Consider the following 20,497-nt stretch of genomic DNA (forward strand, 5'->3'; position numbering starts at 1 on the left):
AGACCAAAACAAAAAAAACAGCCAAACGGCTGTTTTTTTGTTTTTATTATTTTTCGTTATGTTTCAAAGACATACCCACAAAGTCACGGAAAAGTGGTTGTGGACGGTTTGGACGTGATATGAATTCCGGATGGAATTGTGATGCCACGAACCAAGGGTGATCTTGCAATTCTACGATTTCCACTAAACGGCCATCTGGGCTTGTACCAGAGAAGATGAATCCTGCCTCTTCCATGGCTTGGCGATAATGGTTGTTGAATTCATAGCGATGGCGGTGACGTTCATATACGACTTCATCGTTATATGCCTCATATGCTTTTGTACCTTCGATAAGCTTACATGGATATAGACCAAGACGTAAAGTACCACCCAAGTCTTCCACATCTTTCTGTTCTGGTAGAAGGTCAATGATTGGGTCTGGTGTATCTGCATTGATTTCTGCTGAATGCGCTTCAGACAAACCTAGAACATTGCGTGCAAATTCGATGGATGCCAATTGCATACCCAAGCAAATACCGAAGAACGGCGTTTTTGTTGTTCGTGCATATTCGATTGCTGCGATTTTCCCTTCGATACCACGATCTCCAAATCCACCAGGGACAAGGATTCCATCTGCATCTTTAAGCAATTCAGCAACATTTTCTTTCGATACATCTTCGGAATTGATCCAATCTACTTCAACGTCCGCATCAAATGCGTAACCTGCATGTTTAAGTGCTTCGACAACAGAAAGGTATGCATCTTGCAATTCAACATATTTACCGACAAGGGCAATTTTCGTTTTCTTCGTCAAAGAAGTAACTTTTTTAACAAGTTCTTTCCAATCTTCCATTTCTGCCACTCCACAATCTAGTTGTAGGTGGTCACACACAATCTGATCCATATTTTGCGCTTGAAGGGCAAGCGGGATTGAATAAAGTGTATCCGCATCAAGACACTCGATTACTGAATCTTTATCGATATCGCAGAATAAAGCGATCTTATCCTTCATATCTTGTGATATCGGTCTTTCAGTACGTGCTACGATGATATTCGGTTGAATACCAAGACTGCGTAATTCCTTAACACTATGCTGTGTTGGTTTTGTTTTCATTTCACCGGCAGCTTTAATGTAAGGAACAAGAGTACAGTGAATATACATGACGTTATTGATTCCAATGTCACTTTTGATTTGACGAATGGCTTCAAGGAATGGAAGAGATTCGATATCGCCGACTGTTCCACCGATTTCAGTGATTACGATATCCGCATTCGTTTCGTTTCCTGAACGGAAAACCCGTTCTTTGATTTCATTGGTAATATGAGGGATAACTTGAACAGTTCCGCCTAAGTAGTCTCCGCGACGTTCTTTTCGTAAAACGGTTGAATAAATTTTACCTGTTGTCACATTGCTGTGTTTACCAAGATTGATGTCGATAAAACGCTCATAGTGACCTAAGTCCAAATCCGTTTCGGCGCCATCATCCGTTACGAACACTTCACCATGTTGGTATGGGCTCATTGTTCCTGGATCCAAGTTGATATATGGGTCGAATTTTTGAATTGTTACATTTAACCCTCTATTTTTTAAAAGCCTTCCTAGAGAAGCTGCTGTTATCCCTTTTCCCAAAGAGGAAACTACTCCACCCGTTACAAAAATATATTTAGTCATCTCATATCCTCCTATGAATGTTTTCATCAACTGCCGTTCTCTTGATTCCATTGAACCTTCTGCCTTTGTTTATTCCGGCAGATATAGACGAACAAACCAGGTCTTACAATCTTATCTCTTAGAAGTAACCAAGAATTCGGACGGTAAGATGGGGTATGCCTGGCATGCCAATTAGATAAGTTCCCTGTGTTTAACATGAACTTTTTACTGATATCTATAGTTTTTACCACTTTACGCGTATTCATTGTAAAAATAAAAAAATGATGTCATTTTAACATTCCATCATCAAAAACAAAAACGCTCCTCTTACAAAAAAGTAAGGGAGCGATATAATTTTAAGATTGTGTCCTTTTTTAAGGAGCCCAAAAATGATTCTACAAATTTCGCCTTAAAAAGTCAAGGGGCGATTATTTATTTCTCTTTTTCGTCGTCTTCTTCATCTTCGTCTTCATCTTCGTCGATTTCGAAAACTTCATCTTCAATAATTTCCTCTTCTAAATCGTCGTCATCATCCACGTCGTCTTCTAAAAGTACTTCGTCGATAACTGCGCCGCCTAAGATTTCATCATCGTCGTCATCGTCATCATCTTCATCCAAGTCATCAATATCTTCCTCGAAATCTAGATCTTCGTCTTCAATATCATCGAAGTCTTCAACGACCACTGCAGCTTTCTTCGCTTTCTTTTTCTTCTTCACTTTTACAACGTGCACAACTTCTTCTTCAATTTGGTCAACCGGGTACCAAGTTTTCAATCCCCAACGGTTTTCCCCAAGTGAAGTGAATCGGCCATCTACATTCAAATCCGTATAGAACTGGGCAATTCTCTTTGCCACTTCCGCTTTTGATAAATGCTGAAGTGAAGCTATTTCACTCATTAAGTCTTTAAATAGAATGGGTTCGTTTTTTTCAACCAACACTTCATATGCGATTTCTATCAAGGACATTTCCATAATTTGCTCTTTCGAGTATTTTTTCAAACTCAAGTTCCGCACTTCCCTTCTCTATTCGAACACGACTAGTCATGTTTTTTCACATAAAAAAATAATCTAAAACAGTATTTCGGTAAAATAACGACAATTCCTGCTAGACATATTATCCATTATAAACAATCTAAATGGGTTTATGCTAGTTCTATCTGATACTTTCACAGATTTTCCCTACTGGCTTATAAAAACTAAATCTATTTCAAGGAAGGTATAAGGGAAAAAGCACCCACAAATAAAGTTAAAAAAGATTTGAGATTGATGTGCGAAATAATCCTTATTTTTTAACATCAGTATCCTCGTTTTGATTCTACCAATCACAAATAGGGGTGAATCATCATCTTTGCCCCTTTTCAAGGAATTTATAAGGTGAATGTTTCATTTTCCGAAAAATGATGAAAATTGGTTCTGAAAAAGGAGCATCCCTTAAGGATACCCCTTCCCTTTTACATATTTCTTCTGTATTGTCCGCCAACCTCATATAATGCACTTGTTATCTGACCCAAGCTCGCGACTTGCACGCAAGTCATCAGTTCGGCAAAAATATTTCCTCCGTTCATTGCCGTGTCCTTTAATCGGTTCAAGGCTTCCTCAACACTTTCCTTGTTTTCTTCCTGGAATGCACGAAGATTCGCGATTTGCCCTTCTTTTTCCTCTTTTGTAGCTCGGGCAACCTCCATGCTGTTCACAGCTTCTTCTGTTGGGGGATTCGGATTCAAATACGTATTCACCCCAATGATTGGGAGTTCCCCTGTATGTTTTTTCATTTCATAATGCATGGATTCATCCTGAATCTTCCCTCGTTGATACTGGGTTTCCATGGCGCCCAACACACCGCCTCTATCATTAATGCTATCGAACTCCCTCAAGACGGCTTCCTCGACTAGTTCAGTCAACTCTTCAATAATGAAGGCACCTTGCATCGGATTTTCATTCTTGGATAGTCCATGTTCTTTCGTGATGATCATCTGAATGGCCATGGCACGGCGTACAGACTCTTCTGTAGGCGTAGTGATGGCTTCGTCGTATGCATTGGTATGAAGCGAGTTGCAATTATCTTGCAGGGCCATTAAGGCCTGTAGCGTTGTCCGTATATCATTGAAGTCGATTTCCTGTGCATGCAGGGAACGTCCCGATGTCTGGATGTGGTATTTTAGCTTCTGGCTGCGTTCATTGGCACCATATTTATCACGCATGACTGTCGCCCATATTCGTCTCGCGACCCTTCCGATAACGGTGTATTCCGGGTCAAGGCCGTTGGAAAAGAAAAATGACAGATTTGGAGCAAAGTCATTGATATCCATGCCGCGGCTTAAGTAATATTCGACATACGTAAAGCCATTCGCCAACGTGAAGGCCAATTGGGAAATAGGATTGGCTCCCGCTTCTGCGATATGATAGCCGGAAATCGAAACCGAGTAATAATTCCGGACCTTTTTATCTATGAAATATGCTTGGATGTCCCCCATCAGCCTTAAGGCAAATTCAGTAGAGAAGATGCAGGTATTTTGCCCTTGATCTTCTTTGAGAATATCAGCCTGAACTGTCCCACGGACCGTTTGAAGCGTATAATCCTGAACTTGTTCATATTCTTCCTTTGTGAGCGAACGGCCTAATTCCCCTTCTTTCAGGCGAACCTGCTGCTCGATTGCCGTATTCATGTACATGGCCAAGATAATGGGCGCAGGGCCATTGATCGTCATGGACACCGAGGTGGATGGGGCGCATAAATCAAAGCCGGCATACAATTTCCTCATATCATCCAACGTGCAGATGTTGACGCCACTCTCTCCTACCTTCCCGTAAATATCCGGCCGGTAATCAGGGTCTTCCCCATATAACGTAACCGAATCAAAGGCGGTACTCAGGCGTTTCGCATCATCATCTTTAGATAGGTAATGAAAACGGCGGTTCGTTCTATCCGGTGACCCTTCGCCGGCAAACTGGCGCTTGGGATCCTCCCCCTCGCGTTTGAATGGGAAAACTCCGGCCGTATACGGGAAATGGCCAGGTACATTTTCTCGATAGACCCACCCTAGTATCTCCCCATAGTCTTCGTATTTAGGAAGGGAAACCCTTGGGATCATTAACCCGGACAAACTTTTCGTCTTTAGGTTTGTGACGATTTCCTTATCCCTGATTTTCGTGACAAGCTGTGTGGCCGAATATTTATCTTTTAACTCGTTCCAGCCAGTCAGGATGGCTTTCGATTCGGCCGATAACTTGGAAACGGTTTCTTTTTTCGATGCCTCAAGTGACTCCACGACAGCTTCCTCACACCCATTTTCCTTGACCGCCACAATCGCCCCTTCCAGCTGGAACAATCTTCTTGCCAGTTTGACTTGTTCACGGGCCTGCTTATGATAATTCCGGACCGTCTCACTGATTTCACGTAAGTAGTACCGCCGGTCAGTTGGAATGATGACATTCTGCTTGTAGACATCCGCTTCTTTTGAAAAAGTCGTGCTCCAATTCGTCCCGGCCTTTTCATTTAACTTTTCGATAAGAACGGCGAATAAAGCATTCGTGCCTGGGTCATTGAATTGCGAGGCGATGGTGCCATATACAGGCATTTCGGAAGTGTCTCGATCAAATAAAGTGTGGCTTCGCTGATACTGTTTCTGAACCTGATTTTTAGCATCTTCAGACCCTTTACGCTCATATTTATTGATGACGATCAAATCGGCATAATCGATCATGTCAATTTTCTCAAGCTGTGAAGGGGCTCCGAATTCACTTGTCATGACATACATGGACACATCGCAAATCTCGGTTATGCCCGCATCTCCCTGGCCGATTCCACTCGTTTCTACGACGATTAAATCAAAGCCTGCCGCCTTGACCACTGAAATGGCATCTTGAATGGCGAGTGAGAGCTCACTTTTTGAATGGCGAGTCGCCAAGCTTCGCATATAGACTCGATTGGAAAAAATGGCGTTCATTCGGATCCGGTCACCAAGCAACGCCCCGCCAGTTTTTTGTTTTGTCGGATCGACAGAAAGGATCGCCACATTCTTCTCCGGAATTTCATTGAGGAAACGTCGGATCAACTCATCAGTCAGTGAGCTTTTCCCAGCTCCTCCCGTTCCTGTAATGCCGAGCACCGGCACCTGTTTTTCCGATGTCTTGACCTGTTCAAGGAGACTTTCAACTGTTGCGGCTGTTTCCTGGGTGGCGTCGAGCCTATTTTCTGCACAGGTGATATATTGGGCAACCGCACTCGTTTCTCCTGCAATCAGTTCATCAAAACGGTCCTGCAAGGATGGCTTTACTGTCGAGAAGTCACACTCTGCCATCAAAACGTTGATCATTCCCTGTAGCCCGTACTCGCGGCCCTCATCAGGAGAGAAGATACGGGCAATCCCATATTCATGGAGTTCCTGAATCTCCCTTGGTAAGATGACACCGCCGCCACCAGCGAATATTCGAATGTGTTCGGCTCCCTTTTCTTTCAATAAGTCATACATATATTTAAAGTATTCCACGTGCCCACCTTGGTAGGATGACATCGCGATACCCTGGACATCCTCTTGAATCGCTGCATTCACGATTTCCTCGACCGAGCGGTTATGGCCTAGATGAATGACTTCCGCCCCGCTTGCCTGAAGAATCCTTCTCATAATGTTAATGGATGCATCATGGCCATCGAATAAACTCGAAGCCGTCACGAACCGAATATGGTTTTTAGGTTGATACACTTCAATTGTACTCATTTGACTCCTCCTTATTGAAATGAATTGATATCAGCATGTTTCTGAATCGATACACTATGGGTCAATAATTCTGTTTGGATTTCAACATACTCTTGAAGCGTAAATCTTTTGTGTAAAGCCCATCTTCTAAAACTCCACATCTGTCCCTGAACGAAAATGTTATGGGAGACGAGGCTGATCTGTTGCTTCGTCAAGTGAAGCTCCCCGTTCTTGACACAATTGGTGATGACCTTTTCGAACATGCCCACCATTTCGATTTCCTTGTTTAAAACGTATGGTAAGGCATCCTTGGTCAAGGCTTTCACCTCTTGATACATGACCAATACTTCATCCTGCATCTCATCCATTACCTGATAAAAATAGGCGATTGTCAGTTTCAGGCTGTCTAGCGTCCCTTCACTCTGTTCGATTTCCCTCTGAAGTTTCTCCCGGACCTCATCATAAATAAAGTCACAGACGAGATATAGAATGTCTTCCTTCGTCCGGATATACTCGTATAACGTACCGATACTAAAACCGGATGCTTTAGCAATCTCCCTTGTTGTCGTCCGGTGAAACCCCTTCTCTTTAAATAGGTTAACGGCACCTTTAATCATCTGCTTACGCCTTTTCTCGATCAGCCTCTCATCCTTGACAGACGCTTGAACTTCTCTTTTTTCCATTTCTTAAACCCCTTTTAGAAAGCTCACCCTTCACCTTCAGGGAGCCTTTCAGAAAAATGAAAAGGGTATTCCGGGAGGCGGAAGGGCCTCTCCGGAAAACCTGGTTTCAACTCTATTTAGTTATCATCCTTGAGATGACCAGTTTTTGAATTTCCTGCGTTCCCTCATAAATTTGGGTGATCTTTGCATCGCGCATAAAGCGTTCAACCGGGTAATCTTTTGTATATCCATACCCGCCAAACACTTGAACAGCCTCCGTTGTTACTTTCATGGCTGTGTCCCCGGCAAAAAGTTTCGACATGGCGGATTCCTTTCCATAAGGAAGGCCCACTGACTCCAGCCAAGCCGCTTGATACGTTAAGAGTCGAGAAGCCTCGACACCTGTCGCCATATCCGCCAATTTAAAACCGATTCCCTGCTGTGCGGAAATAGGTTTTCCAAACTGGACGCGTTCTTTTGCATAACCAACCGCCGCATCCAAGGCTCCTTGGGCAATACCGACTGCCTGAGCGGCAATTCCGTTACGTCCGCCATCAAGAGTCATCATCGCGATTTTGAACCCTTCGCCTTCTTTTCCCAAAAGATTTTCTTTTGGTACACGGCATTCATCAAAAATGATTTCAGTTGTCGGTGAAGAACGAATTCCGAGTTTTTTCTCTTTTTTACCTACACTGAAGCCTGGAAAATCCTTCTCGACAATAAAGGCACTTGTTCCTTTTTGTTTAGACTCCGGATCTGTCAATGCAAATACTACATACGTATCGGCGATACCACCGTTCGTGATGAAAATCTTCGAACCATTGATGATGTATTCATCTCCTACAAGCTTTGCAGTCGTTCTCATGCCACCGGCATCAGACCCTGAGCTTGGTTCCGTCAAACCATATGCCCCGATTTTTTCACCTTGAGCCATCGGGCGAAGGTATTTTTGTTTCTGTTCTTCCGAACCAAATTTATAGATTGGCCAACCAGCAAGGGATGTATGGGCCGAAAGTGTAACACCCGTAGAGGCACATACACGGGATAGTTCTTCGATTGCGATACAATACGCAAGATAATCGCTTCCGATGCCACCGTATTCTTCTGGCCATGGAATTCCGGTCAGTCCAAGTTCAGCCATTTTATCAAAAATCTCACGGTCAAACCGTTCTTCTTCATCTCTTTCGGCTGCTGTTGGAGCCACTTCATTTTCAGCGAAATCACGCACCATTTTCCTGATCATTTCATGTTCTTCCGTTAATTTAAATTGCATATCCATGTCCCCCATCTTCTTGGTTTTAGAGATGTTTATTAATGACGATCCTTTGTATCTCACTGGTTCCTTCATAAATTTCCGTCACCTTGGCATCCCGGAAGTAACGTTCGACCGGGTATTCCGTTGTATACCCGTACCCTCCGTATACCTGAATGGCCTCAGTTGTCACTTCTACAGCCGTCTTCGATGAAAACAACTTTGCCATCGATGCCTCCTTGCCACAAGGTAACCCAAGGGACTGAAGATAGGTCGCTTGATAGACTAATAACCTGGAAGCCTCGATGTTCGTAGCCATTTCGGCCAATTTGAAACCGATGCCTTGTTGCATGGCAATCGGTCTGCCGAATTGCACCCTGCTCTTTGCATACTCGACAGCATGTTTCATGGCGCCTTCGGCAATACCGAGGGCTTGAGAAGCAATGCCTATTCTTCCAACGTTCAGGTTGGCCATTGCAATTTTGAACCCTTCACCCTCGTTACCAAGGAGATTCCCAGCTGGTATTTTCATATCTTCAAAGGTTACCTGTACCGTACTGGAACCATGAAGTCCCATTTTCCGCTCATTTTTCCCGAAAATAAGGCCAGGTGTTCCTCTTTCTACGATAAAGGCAGAAATGCCCTTGCTTTTCTTACTCGGATCACTGGAAGCGAATACAATGTAAACATCTGCCTCAGCTCCATTTGTGATGAATACCTTTGAACCGTTCAGCCGGTAGGTGTCGCCTTCCTTTACGGCTTTTGTTTTCAAACTCGCAGCATCGGATCCTGAACTTTGTTCCGTCAAACAGAAGGCACCTAAGTATTCACCTGCAGCAAGCTTCGGGACAAACCTCTCTTTCTGTTCTTCCGTTCCGAAGTAAACGATTGGATTCGTGCCAACGGAAGTATGGACCGAAAGTATGACACCCAGAGTCGGGCTCACTTTAGAAATTTCATTGATGGCAATGATATAAGACATGAAATCCATCCCTGCTCCACCATATTGCTCTGGGATCGGGATACCCATCAGTCCAAGTTCACCCATTTTACGGAGGATCTTTTTGGGAAACTCCCCTCTTTCCATCGATTCTATATGGGGCTCTATCTCCTTTTCGGCAAAATCACGGACCATCTTGCGCATCATTTCCTGCTCTTCTGTGAATCGGAAATCCATCCCTACATTCCTCCCCTGATGCCCTTGCTCTACCTGAAGACTAACTGTATTCATAAAAACCACGTCCTGACTTCTTACCAAGCCAACCTGCTTTTACATATTTCCTTAATAACGGACATGGACGGTATTTGTCGTCCCCTAACCCATCATGGAGGGTTTCCATTATGTATAAACATGTATCCAGGCCAATGAAGTCCGCGAGTGTAAGTGGTCCCATGGGATGATTCATGCCTAACTTCATGACGTCATCGATCGCCTCTTTGGTTGCTACACCCTCGTATAGGGTATAAACTGCCTCATTGATCATTGGCATCAGTATCCGGTTCGCAACGAATCCAGGAAAATCATTCACTTCGACCGGGACCTTACTTAAGGACTTTGCCATTTCCTCAATTTCTTCATATACGTCGTCTGCTGTAGCAAGGCCACGGATGATCTCGACCAGCTTCATGACCGGAACCGGATTCATGAAATGCATGCCGATCACCTTCTCCGGCCTTTTTGTCGCAGCAGCTATTTCCGTAATGGGAAGCGATGACGTATTGGTCGCCAGTATGACATGCTTCGGGGCGATTTCATCCAATTGGGCAAAAAGCTTCGTTTTGATTTCCATATTTTCAATGGCTGCTTCAATGACCAAATCCACATCTTTCGCTTGATTCAAATCCGTTGATGCTGTCAACCGGGATAACGTTGCTTCTTTATCTTCAGCAGGCAGTTTTCCTTTTTCTACTTGTCGTGAAAGGTTCTTGGTAATCGTACCTAATCCCTTTTCTACATATTCTTCTTTCAAGTCATGCAATAGAACATCATAGCCGCTCATTGCGCATACCTGGGCAATACCAGAACCCATTTGCCCTGCACCAATGACCATCACCTTTTGAATGCCCATCCAAAATCCCTCCTTAGTTATCTAGCAATCTATTTTCCCTGCGTTGGCACTTCTATTAAAATGGCATCTCCCTGACCGCCGCCACTGCAAATGGCTGCAATGCCCAATCCGCCGCCGCGACGTTTCAATTCATGCATAAGCGTGATGATGATGCGGGCTCCACTAGCCCCAATCGGATGTCCTAATGCTACGGCACCACCGTTTACATTTACTTTTTCAGGATTGACATTCGCAATCTTCCCACTGGCTAGGGCGACAGCGGCAAAGGCTTCATTGATTTCAAATAAATCTATGTCCTCGATGGATTTACCGGACTTTTTCAAGAGTTCATTGATGACCAAACCAGGTGTTTTGGGAAAGTCTTTGGCTTCCACAGCCACTTCTGCATGGCTCAAAATATAGGCAAAAGGCGTTACCCCTTCTTTTTCTGCACGTTCTTCACTCATTAAGACAAGGGCTCCCGCTCCGTCATTGACCCCTGGGGCATTTCCAGCCGTGATGGTCCCTTCGTTATTAAAGGCCGGACCTAATTTGGCCAGCTTCTCGGCTGATGTATCTTTTCTTGGGCCTTCATCATGCTCAATCGTCATAGGCGTTCCTTTTCTTACCGGAACCTCTACGGCAATGATCTCTTCAGCCAAAATTCCGGCATCGATTGCCTTAATGGCCTTTTGGTGACTTTCATAAGCCCAGCTATCCTGCTGCTCACGCGTAAGTTCCAGTTCTGCAGCTGTACTGTTTCCATACGTCCCCATATGTACGCCTGTAAAGCTACAGCTAAGGCCATCCGAGATCATCGTATCCTTCAGCTGACCATCGCCCATCCGTAGTCCCCATCTCGCTTTCGGGAGAATGTATGGTGCGTTGCTCATCGATTCCATTCCACCAGCAACGATGATTTCTTCCTCCCCTAAGCGAATAATCTGATCTGCCAATGTCACGCTTCGAAGACCTGAGGCGCAAACTTTGTTTATCGTTTCCGTTTTCACTTCCCAAGGTAACCCTGCATTACGTGCTGCTTGCCGAGAAGGGATCTGCCCTTGCCCCGCTTGGAGCACATTCCCCATAATGACCTCGCCTACCTTGCTTCCATCAATCCCTGCCCGTTCAACCGCTTCTTTGATTGCTATTCCACCAAGCTGTGAGGCTGTCAAACTGCTGAGGCCCCCGCCGAACTTACCAAAAGGTGTTCTCACACCGCTAATGATCACTGTTTTCGTCATTATTCATTTCCTCCTCAGGTAAATTGATTGAACGCTCGCTCGATGCCCGTATAAAAAAATTTGAAAGCGCTTAATTCCATTTTACATATTTTTTACAAAAATTAAAATATTTAGTTTATACAAAAGAGAAATTGCCTGCTTCTAGTGAATGTATTCATTTAAAAGAAGCAGGCAATTCTATTTAACTTAAGACGCTACTGGCTTACTATCTCCCAGGATTGCCTTTTCGAGTAATTCGGCAACATCATACGTTTTCACATTCTCTTCAACTTCTTTTGCCTTCGTCCCGTCCGACAACATCGTCAAACAGTATGGGCAACCTGAGCTAATAACAGTTGGGTTTACTGCAAGAGCTTGTTCGGTACGAGAAACGTTAATTCGGTTACCCGTTTCCTCTTCCATCCACATCAAGCCGCCCCCAGCTCCACAGCACATTCCTTTTTCACGGTTACGTTCCATCTCGACAAGTTTGACGCCTTCAATGGATTGCAAGATTTCGCGTGGTGGGCTGTATACATCGTTATATCTTCCCAAGTAACAGGAGTCATGGAAGGTAATCGTTTCATTGACCGGGAATTGCGGTACCAGTCTTCCTTCCTTAACAAGCTGAGCAAGTAATTCAGTATGATGGTACACTTCCGCTTCCAGTCCAAAGTCCGGATATTCATTCTTGAAGATATTATATGCATGCGGATCGATGGTCACGATTTTTTGGATATCGTTTTTCTGGAATTCTTCGATATTTTTCATGGCCAGTTCTTGGAAAACAAACTCATTTCCTAGACGGCGTGGAGTATCGCCCGAATTTTTCTCCTTATTTCCTAAGATGGCAAATTTGACGCCAGCTTCATTCATTAATTTAGCAAAAGAAAGGGCGATTTTTTGGCTTCGGTTATCATACGACCCCATCGAGCCTACCCAGAATAAATATTCAAATTCCTCATCCGCTTTTTTCATTTCCTTGACGGTTGGGATGACAACGTCGTCACGTAAACCTATCCAGTCTTCTCTTTCTTTACGGTTCAATCCCCAAGGATTACCTTGGCGTTCGATGTTTGTCATCGCACGTTGGGCATCGGGATCCAAACGACCTTCCGTCAGCACCAAGTAACGGCGCATATCAATGATTTTATCAACATGTTCATTCATGACCGGACATTGATCTTCACAGTTCCGGCACGTTGTACATGCCCATAGTTCCTCTTCCGTGATGACTTCCCCAATAAGGCTAGCGCTATAGGCCTCGGTTGCTGCTGCAGACTCCTGCGCCCCCTGCCCCGCACTCGCTAAAGCGATTTGGTTGCCCTTTGTATTTCCAAATACGAAAGACGGAACCCAAGGTTGCTTAGTCGTAACGGCTGCCCCTGTATTCGTTAAGTGATCACGCATTTTGATAATGATATCCATCGGCGATAGCATTTTCCCCGTACCTGTGGCCGGACACATATTCGTACAGCGACCACACTCTACGCAGGCATATAGGTCAATCATTTGATATTGCGTTAAGTCTTCGATATATTTGGCACCATAATATTGATTTCCTTCTTTATCCAAAATCTCTTCCTCTAAATCGACCGGCTTCAGCTTACCCGGATTATCCAAACGATTCAGGAATACATTAACGGGTCCAGCAATTAAATGAGCGTGCTTGGACTGCGGGATATAGACAAGGAACGATAATATGATGATCAAATGCAACCACCAAGCTACGTAAAACACGACAGTCGCTGCGGTCGGTCCGATCCAGTTGAATAAAAACGCAATGCTGGATGCTACGGGTTCTGACCACGTTGCATCATGACCGTGCCAAATCATTCCCATTCCATTACCTGTTAATACGGTAACCATGATTCCGGTAATGAAAATGACGACCAACCCTGCTTTAAAATCTCTTTTCAATCGAACAAGCTTCTCAACATAACGGCGGTATGCTGCCCATAAGATTGCAACAAGAACCGTGAGTGTCACGGCTTCCTGAAAGAAAGTGAACGCCGGGTATACCGGACCAAATGGTAAATGCCATCCTGGCTTTAACCCTTTGATAAAAAAGTCAATGGCTCCAAATTGTACTAAGATGAAACCATAAAATAACATGGAGTGTATAATCCCGCTCTTCTTGTCTTTAAAGAGCTTCTTTTGTCCGAATACATAAACCCCAATTTTAACCAGCCGTTCTTTGACGCGATTATCGAATTCCACCTTTTTGCCAAGCTTTATATAGGCCATTCGAGTCCTGATTAAATAGACAAATAATCCAGCAGCGTAAGCGGTTACAAGTAAAAATGCAATTAAGTTAATCCACAGCAGGCCATTCATTTCCATTGCATGCGTTCCCCCTTTTATATATTCGTGAATCGTGTAAAAATGCCAGATCGCCACTTTAAAATTATAGAAAAAATGGCATTTTCCTGAAATTTGATTATCTCCATTATATAATGAATGAGCATTCAGTCAACTTTTTTCTTTGTAAATATTGTTATTTTTCTACACCCACTAAATAAGGTTCGACAATTCCGTCAATTACCCTTCTTATTTTTTAAAAAAATCCACTTTCTCTTGTACTTAATTAATGGTTACAAATAGGTTGTTTGAGTCAAACTAACTTAAACCATTAAGGGGGGATCGTGTTGAAGGTGTTCGTTACATTTTTTTCTATATTAATGTTGATCCTCACTTGGTGCTGGGTTGACTTCAAATTAGGCTATAAGCAGCAGGTAAAGCGGGCAACGAACATCACTTTCCCGCCCCGTAAAAGTGAAATGACCGTCTTTACATCAGGGAAAATCCTATTCGAAGATTTCCTGAAAGAAATTGAACGGGCCCAGGAGTCCATACATATTCTTTTTTATATCGTGAAAGAGGATCAATTTAGCAATGACTTTTTGAAGTTGCTTCAAAAAAAGGCAGAATCGGGTGTGGAGGTAAGGCTGTTGGTAGATAGGGTCGGTGGTAAAAAAATGTCCCGGCAGTCCATTCAAGAATTAAAGAAAAGCAATGTTCACTTTTCATATAGCTTTAAACCGAAGCCCCCTTTCCTTTTCTATTCCACGCAAAGAAGAAATCACCGGAAAATCACCGTCATTGACGGAAGGATTGGGTATCTGGGCGGTTTTAATATTGGGAAGGAATATATTAATCAAGGAGAAAAGCTAAACCCTTGGCGTGATTACCACCTGAAAATCACGGGGGAAGGAGTGAAGGATTTACAGGAAGTTTTCCTTTCTGATTGGTTTTATGATACAAAAGAAGATTTCAGGGGGACTCCCGCCTATTTTCCTGAATTAGTTCCTGGCTCACAAGCTCAACAGTTCATCGTGACTAATGGAAGCGACCTTGAACAAACTCTGATAAACCTGATTCAAAAAGCTGATACGGAAATTATTATTGGGACACCCTACTTCATCCCAAGCCATAAATTGTTTGAAGCATTAAGGGAAGCCCTTTCCAGAAAGGTAGCGGTCACCGTCATCGTTCCGGACGTTTCGGACCATGCCCTAGTTAAAGAGGCATCATTCCGCTACTTTAGAATTTTATTAAGAGAAGGCGCCTCCATCATGCAATTTCAGAGAGGGTTCTACCATTCTAAAGTAATCTTGATCGATGATATTATGTGTGATATCGGTACAGCAAACTTTGATAAACGGAGTTTATTCCTGAATAGCGAAATCAATTGTTTAATATATGACCGCCGCTGCATAGAAGATGTGAAGGATGAATTGGCGATCGACATTGCTGAATCTAACCCAATAGCGGAAAAGACACTCTCCTCCCCTAATATCTTACGTTCAGCAAAAGAATCACTAGCTGCCATCCTTTCCCCTTTTCTTTAAAAATCGGGTAATGGGAGAGAAGAAAATGAAAATACGATTCGGATTTGTTTCCAATGCAACCTGTCTTTGGGAGGCCTCCCCTGCAAAGACCCTGACCTTCAAACGATATAACGAGCTTGGTCAGGAAGAAGGAAGGCAAAAGCTATTGGAGGTGACCAAACAAAATATCGAGAACACATTGCGGGTCCTTCAGTATAATACGGCCCATCAGGTCGAGCTTTACCGACTTTCCAGTTCCATCGTGCCCTTGGCGACTCACCCGGACGTAAAATGGGATTTTGTCACCCCTTTTGCAAAAGAATGGGAAAAACTTGGGGATTGGGTATTGGCGAACAACATGCGGGTCAGCTTTCATCCGAACCAATTTACGCTTTTCACTAGCCCGAAACCAAGCATTACTGAAAATGCCGTGAAGGATATGGAATTTCATTATAAAATGCTTCAAGCGATGGGCATTGCAGACCAATCCTTCATCAATATCCATATTGGCGGCGCCTACGGTGATAAAAATTCAGCAATCATTCGCTTTCATGACAACCTCAGGTCGCTCCCTGAACATGTAAAAGCAAGGATGACCCTGGAGAATGATGATAAAACCTATACAGCTTCCGAAACGTTACGTGTATGTAAGCGGGAAGGCATTCCTTTCGTCTTTGATTATCATCACCATCTTGCCAATCTATCCGTGGAGCCGCTTAACGAGCTACTCACCGATGTCTACACTACATGGGAAGACAGCAATTCGGTCCCTACAATCCATATTTCTTCCCCAAAGTCAGCCAGTGCGTTTCGTTCACATGCCGATTATATTGATATAGCCTTCATTATGCCCCTCCTAAAAGCACTCACGGAGTTGGGGAAGGATGTTGATTTCATGATTGAAGCAAAAATGAAGGATCAGGCGATGCTGAAATTGATTGAAGAGATGTCTAGAATCCGTGGAGTGAAAAGAGTAAGCGGGGGATCTGTTTTCATTAAATAAAAAAGCGGCCGTTTCACGGGAAACGACCGCTTTTTCTTATTACATTTTTTCCGGTGCAGAAACGCCGATTAGTGCCAGTGCGTTTCTCAACGTAATTTGAACCGATTTCACTAGAGCAAGACGAGCTTTACTTCTATCCATTTTCTCACTATCCAATACTTTATCCGCATTGTAGAAGCTGTGGAATGTAGAAGCCAGGTCGAAAATATAATTCGTCATGCGGTGCGGCATCCGTTTTTCGGCCGCTTCCGCGATTGCCTGTGGGAATTCCCCTAATTTCTTCAATAGCTCGAATTCCTTCTCCGTAGAAAGAGCAGTAAAATCAGTGATGCCTTCATAGCTAATCCCTTGTTCCACACCTTGACGCAAGATGCTTGAAATACGGGCATGAGCATATTGTGAATAATAGACCGGGTTATCATTGGATTGTGATACAGCTAGATCAAGGTCAAAGTCCATATGTGTGTCCGCACTTCTCATGGCAAAGAAATACCGTGTGGCATCCAGGCCGACCATTTCAATCAAGTCACGCATCGTTACCGCTTTACCGGTACGCTTGCTCATTTTCATTTTCTCGCCATCTTTGAATAGATGAACAAGCTGAATGATTTCCACTTCAAGCTGCTCACGATTATAGCCTAACGCTTCGATTGCCGCTTTCATACGTGGAATATAACCATGGTGATCCGCTCCCCAAATATTGATGAGGGTGTCGAATCCACGCTCCAATTTATTGCGGTGGTACGCAATATCCGGTGTCAGGTATGTGTAGGAGCCATCCTTTTTGATAAGAACGCGGTCCTTATCATCGCCAAGTTCTGTTGAACGGAACCAAGTTGCCCCGTCTTCTTCATAAACATGGCCTCTCTCCTTCAGAACGCTTAGTGCTTCGTCGATTTTCCCATTTTGATAAAGGGACGTTTCCGAGAACCACACATCAAAACCGACACGGAAATTTTCCAAGTCCGTTTTCAGCTTAGCCATTTCACATTTCAATCCGTACTTACGGAAAAAGTCATAACGTTCTTTTTCATCGACGTTAACATACTTATCTCCATATTCCTTCGCAAGCGTTTTACCAATCCCGATAATATCTTCGCCGCGGTAACCGTCTTCAGGCATTTCTTTATCAAGGCCAAGTGCTTGGAAGTACCGTGCTTCGATTGAAATTGCCAAGTTATTGATTTGGTTACCTGCATCATTGATATAGTATTCGCGCGAAACGTCATATCCCGCTTTTGATAGAACATTACATAACGTGTCACCAACAGCAGCACCACGCGCATGACCAAGGTGAAGGTCACCAGTCGGGTTTGCGGATACGAACTCCACCTGGATTTTTTCGCCTTTACCATAATCGCTTTCCCCATAGGCTTCATCTGCTTTCAGAATCACTGGAACCAACTCTGTCAGATAAGCATTATCCATGTAAAAGTTTATGAATCCCGGGCCTGCGATTTCAATTTTTTCAATGGATGCCTTGGACTGGTCAAAGTTTTCGATGATCGCTTCAGCAATCATTTTCGGTGCTTTTTTTGCGATTTTCGTTAATTGCATTGCCATATTCGTGGAGTAATCTCCGTGTGTCTTATCTTTTGGAAGTTCCAACACTACTTGGGGAACCTGTTCTTCCGTTGCCAGACCAGCTTTAATAACCGCATTTTTAATTTCCTGTTTCAGTTTTGCCTGTACCTCATTTACTATATTCATGTTCTAAGCTTCCTCCTTGTAGGAAATCGTCATTTCATATTGCCCGGGTTCGCTTCCCTGCATATGTAGTGCATAGCGAAGGATCAGTTTCCCTTCCTTTTTCTTTTCATCCCATTGATGCTGAATTTTCTTTGTGGTCGTCGATAGCCCCAACCTGCCATATATACTTTCATAATGTCCATTTGTCGCTTCCTGCAAGCGGAAAAGCTGTCTCATTTTAACGGCACCGTTCCTAAGCAGAATCGTTTCGTTCGTTTTATGCTTGATGGTTGTCTGCGTTTTGCCGGCTTCATTTTCCTCTGCATATTGCAAATACAAATCGGACCCTTTATACATCCTTGTACCAAAAGTGACGAGCTCATACGTTTCCGTTTCAGAGCCATGCCTGATTTTTGTCTGCAATGTCACTTTAACATTCTGCTTATCTATATCATGAAGAGTCAAAGCTACACTTCCTTCATCATCTCGTTCTTAACTTTATAAGTATAAATATTCTTCAATGAAGTTTCAACTTGGAGCGGAAAATAAAGTTTCATATCTTGTCTTAGTATGCAATTCATTTGAATGTAACGCAAGACAAGCTCTTAATTACGAAGGGAAAGCGATGATATTTCCCGAATACATACAAAAAAGGCCATTCCCGCTAAAATGCAGGAACAGCCTCCCCTATCATATTTAACCCTTTTGAACCCAACCAAGAATCATTTCACGAATCAGCTTGCTTGCCGTATTCGCCGTTTGTTCAGATGGATCATAAATCGGGGCCACTTCTACTAAATCACAGCCAACCACATTCACTTCTGAACGGGCTATCTCGTGGATCGAAGCTAAAAGCTCTTTGGACGTAATACCACCGCAGTCGACGGTCCCTGTACCCGGCGCATGCGCAGGGTCAAGCACGTCGATGTCTATCGTCACATAAACCGGACGACCCGCTAATTGCGGCAATACTTCCTTCAGGGGCTCAAGCACTTCAAACTTAGAGATGTGCATGCCATTTTCCCTTGCCCATTGAAATTCTTCCTTTAGCCCGGAACGGATTCCAAATGAATAAACATTACTTGGCCCGATAAGCTCTGCTGATTTTCGGATGATGGAAGCATGGGAAAGTGGCTCTCCTTCATAATCCTCCCGCAAATCTGTATGGGCGTCCATATGGATAATGGCCATATCGGGGTACTTTTTAAACATGGCTTTTATGACAGGCCATGTAACAAGGTGTTCTCCCCCCATGCCCAATGGGAATTTACCGGCATCAAGCACACCGTCTACAAATTCTTCAATCATATCGATACTGCGTTGCGGATTACCGAAAGGCAATGGGATATCCCCAGCATCATAGAATTTCACTTCTTCCAATTCACGGTCTAAGTATGGGCTGTATTCTTCCAAGCCGATTGAAACTTCACGAATCCTTGTTGGTCCAAAACGGGAACCCGGACGGAAGCTGACTGTCCAGTCCATCGGCATACCATAAAGCACCGCTTCGGATTCCTCGAAGTCCGGATGGCTTTTAATGAATACATTGCCTGAGTACGCTTCATCGAATCGCATGTTCATGCCCCCTTATTTCACTAAATCTTGAACGAATTTAGGCAGAACAAAAGCTGCTTTATGAAGTTCTTTTGTATAATATTTTGTTTCTATATCATGGAAACGCTCGTCTGGAACGTCAAGCGGATTATATTTTTTAGAACCGATCGTGAATGCCCACAGCCCACTTGGATACGTCGGGATATTGGCTAAATAAAGGCTTGTGATCGGGAATATTTCTTTCACGTCGCGCTGTACATCGCGGATTAAGTCCGATTTAAACCAAGGGTTATCCGATTGGGCAACGAAGATTCCGTCTTCTTTCAAAGCCTTGGAGATGCCGGCATAAAAGCCTTTGGTAAATAGATTTACAGCAGGACCCACTGGTTCGGTAGAGTCCACAAGAATCACATCGAATTCATTTTCACTCTTCGCGATGTGCATAAAGCCATCCCCTACTTGCACATCGACACGTGGATCTTCTAGCATGCCTGCAATTTCAGGTAAATACTTCTTGGAGTATTCGATGACCTTTCCATCAATATCAACCAGTGTAGCTTTTTTTACGCTTGGATGCTTAAGAACTTCACGGATAACTCCGCCGTCTCCTCCTCCTACGACCAAAACATTTTCTGGATTAGGATGTGTAAATAAAGGAACATGGGCTACCATCTCGTGGTAAACGAACTCATCGCGTTGGGATGTCATCACCATGTCATCCAACAAAAGCATATTTCCCCATTCTTCAGTTTCAATCATATCCAACTTTTGAAACTCCGTTTGTTCCGTATGTAAAGTACGATTCACTTTCATCGTAATACCAAAATTCTCTGTTTGTTTCTCAGTAAACCAAATGCTCATTTATTAACGCTTCCTTTCCAAAATCTTATAGTCTTTCAACTAATTGGC

15 protein-coding genes are annotated in these 20,497 nt (G+C 43.6%); 2 read left to right on the forward strand and 13 right to left on the reverse strand.

Annotated elements, in window-relative coordinates; all coding sequences use genetic code 11:
• Positions 1–46 precede the first annotated feature (46 nt).
• From ACIQXQ_RS02120 to ACIQXQ_RS02160, 9 genes are all read right to left on the reverse strand, one after another.
• Positions 47–1,651 carry a CTP synthase gene (locus ACIQXQ_RS02120; RefSeq protein ID WP_402954908.1) on the reverse strand — a complete coding sequence of 535 codons (1,605 nt, stop codon included), beginning with the start codon at positions 1,649–1,651 and terminating at the stop codon, positions 47–49.
• A gap of 411 nt (positions 1,652–2,062) precedes the next feature.
• Positions 2,063–2,635: a DNA-directed RNA polymerase subunit delta gene (gene rpoE, locus ACIQXQ_RS02125; RefSeq protein ID WP_402870265.1), complete on the reverse strand. Its 573-nt coding sequence runs from the start codon at positions 2,633–2,635 to the stop codon at positions 2,063–2,065.
• Between the two features lie 446 nt (positions 2,636–3,081).
• Positions 3,082–6,348 carry a fused isobutyryl-CoA mutase/GTPase IcmF gene (gene icmF / locus ACIQXQ_RS02130; RefSeq protein ID WP_402954912.1) on the reverse strand — a complete coding sequence of 1,089 codons (3,267 nt, stop codon included), beginning with the start codon at positions 6,346–6,348 and terminating at the stop codon, positions 3,082–3,084.
• Between the two features lie 11 nt (positions 6,349–6,359).
• The gene (locus ACIQXQ_RS02135; protein ID WP_402954915.1) at positions 6,360–7,010 is read right to left on the reverse strand and encodes a TetR/AcrR family transcriptional regulator; all 651 of its coding nucleotides are present in this window, start codon (positions 7,008–7,010) and stop codon (positions 6,360–6,362) included.
• Between the two features lie 112 nt (positions 7,011–7,122).
• A complete protein-coding gene (locus ACIQXQ_RS02140) occupies positions 7,123–8,262 on the reverse strand; it encodes an acyl-CoA dehydrogenase (protein WP_402954918.1) in 1,140 nt (379 codons plus the stop codon).
• 25 nt (positions 8,263–8,287) lie between these two features.
• The gene (locus ACIQXQ_RS02145; protein WP_402955123.1) at positions 8,288–9,418 is read right to left on the reverse strand and encodes an acyl-CoA dehydrogenase; all 1,131 of its coding nucleotides are present in this window, start codon (positions 9,416–9,418) and stop codon (positions 8,288–8,290) included.
• A 40-nt stretch (positions 9,419–9,458) separates the two neighbouring features.
• Positions 9,459–10,310 carry a 3-hydroxybutyryl-CoA dehydrogenase gene (locus ACIQXQ_RS02150; protein ID WP_402870256.1) on the reverse strand — a complete coding sequence of 284 codons (852 nt, stop codon included), beginning with the start codon at positions 10,308–10,310 and terminating at the stop codon, positions 9,459–9,461.
• A gap of 29 nt (positions 10,311–10,339) precedes the next feature.
• Complete coding sequence (locus ACIQXQ_RS02155) at positions 10,340–11,533, reverse strand: acetyl-CoA C-acetyltransferase (RefSeq protein WP_402870253.1); 1,194 nt, start codon at positions 11,531–11,533, stop codon at positions 10,340–10,342.
• A 186-nt stretch (positions 11,534–11,719) separates the two neighbouring features.
• Complete coding sequence (locus ACIQXQ_RS02160; RefSeq protein ID WP_402955126.1) at positions 11,720–13,849, reverse strand: heterodisulfide reductase-related iron-sulfur binding cluster; 2,130 nt, start codon at positions 13,847–13,849, stop codon at positions 11,720–11,722.
• A 308-nt stretch (positions 13,850–14,157) separates the two neighbouring features.
• Between ACIQXQ_RS02160 and cls the strand changes: the two genes are divergently transcribed.
• Positions 14,158–15,363: a cardiolipin synthase gene (gene cls / locus ACIQXQ_RS02165; RefSeq protein ID WP_402954921.1), complete on the forward strand. Its 1,206-nt coding sequence runs from the start codon at positions 14,158–14,160 to the stop codon at positions 15,361–15,363.
• 25 nt (positions 15,364–15,388) lie between these two features.
• Positions 15,389–16,345, forward strand: a complete 957-nt coding sequence (gene uvsE / locus ACIQXQ_RS02170) for a UV DNA damage repair endonuclease UvsE (RefSeq protein ID WP_402954924.1) — start codon at positions 15,389–15,391, stop codon at positions 16,343–16,345.
• Between the two features lie 39 nt (positions 16,346–16,384).
• On the opposite strand, the gene argS is transcribed toward uvsE, so the two are convergent.
• From argS to speE, 4 genes are all read right to left on the reverse strand, one after another.
• Entirely contained in the window at positions 16,385–18,055 is a 1,671-nt protein-coding gene (argS, locus tag ACIQXQ_RS02175; RefSeq protein ID WP_402954927.1) for an arginine--tRNA ligase, read from the reverse strand.
• A gap of 3 nt (positions 18,056–18,058) precedes the next feature.
• Complete coding sequence (locus ACIQXQ_RS02180) at positions 18,059–18,499, reverse strand: YwiB family protein (protein WP_402954930.1); 441 nt, start codon at positions 18,497–18,499, stop codon at positions 18,059–18,061.
• Between the two features lie 231 nt (positions 18,500–18,730).
• Positions 18,731–19,609, reverse strand: a complete 879-nt coding sequence (gene speB / locus ACIQXQ_RS02185) for an agmatinase (RefSeq protein WP_402870244.1) — start codon at positions 19,607–19,609, stop codon at positions 18,731–18,733.
• Positions 19,610–19,621: 12 nt separating this feature from the next.
• A complete protein-coding gene (speE, locus tag ACIQXQ_RS02190; RefSeq protein ID WP_402870241.1) occupies positions 19,622–20,449 on the reverse strand; it encodes a spermidine synthase in 828 nt (275 codons plus the stop codon).
• Positions 20,450–20,497 lie beyond the last annotated feature (48 nt).

The sequence above is a fragment of the Peribacillus sp. NPDC097198 genome (assembly GCF_044762055.1).
Classification (GTDB): Bacteria; Bacillota; Bacilli; order Bacillales; family DSM-1321; genus Peribacillus.

Coding starts and splice junctions, on each gene's coding strand:
- ACIQXQ_RS02120 (WP_402954908.1), bottom strand. CDS start 1,651: ATGACTAAATATATTTTTGTAACGGGTGGAGTAGTTTCCTCTTTGGGA.
- icmF (WP_402954912.1), bottom strand. CDS start 6,348: ATGAGTACAATTGAAGTGTATCAACCTAAAAACCATATTCGGTTCGTG.
- ACIQXQ_RS02135 (WP_402954915.1), bottom strand. CDS start 7,010: ATGGAAAAAAGAGAAGTTCAAGCGTCTGTCAAGGATGAGAGGCTGATC.
- ACIQXQ_RS02140 (WP_402954918.1), bottom strand. CDS start 8,262: ATGCAATTTAAATTAACGGAAGAACATGAAATGATCAGGAAAATGGTG.
- ACIQXQ_RS02145 (WP_402955123.1), bottom strand. CDS start 9,418: ATGGATTTCCGATTCACAGAAGAGCAGGAAATGATGCGCAAGATGGTC.
- ACIQXQ_RS02150 (WP_402870256.1), bottom strand. CDS start 10,310: ATGGGCATTCAAAAGGTGATGGTCATTGGTGCAGGGCAAATGGGTTCT.
- ACIQXQ_RS02155 (WP_402870253.1), bottom strand. CDS start 11,533: ATGACGAAAACAGTGATCATTAGCGGTGTGAGAACACCTTTTGGTAAG.
- ACIQXQ_RS02160 (WP_402955126.1), bottom strand. CDS start 13,849: ATGAATGGCCTGCTGTGGATTAACTTAATTGCATTTTTACTTGTAACC.
- uvsE (WP_402954924.1), top strand. CDS start 15,389: ATGAAAATACGATTCGGATTTGTTTCCAATGCAACCTGTCTTTGGGAG.
- argS (WP_402954927.1), bottom strand. CDS start 18,055: ATGAATATAGTAAATGAGGTACAGGCAAAACTGAAACAGGAAATTAAA.
- speB (WP_402870244.1), bottom strand. CDS start 19,609: ATGCGATTCGATGAAGCGTACTCAGGCAATGTATTCATTAAAAGCCAT.
- speE (WP_402870241.1), bottom strand. CDS start 20,449: ATGAGCATTTGGTTTACTGAGAAACAAACAGAGAATTTTGGTATTACG.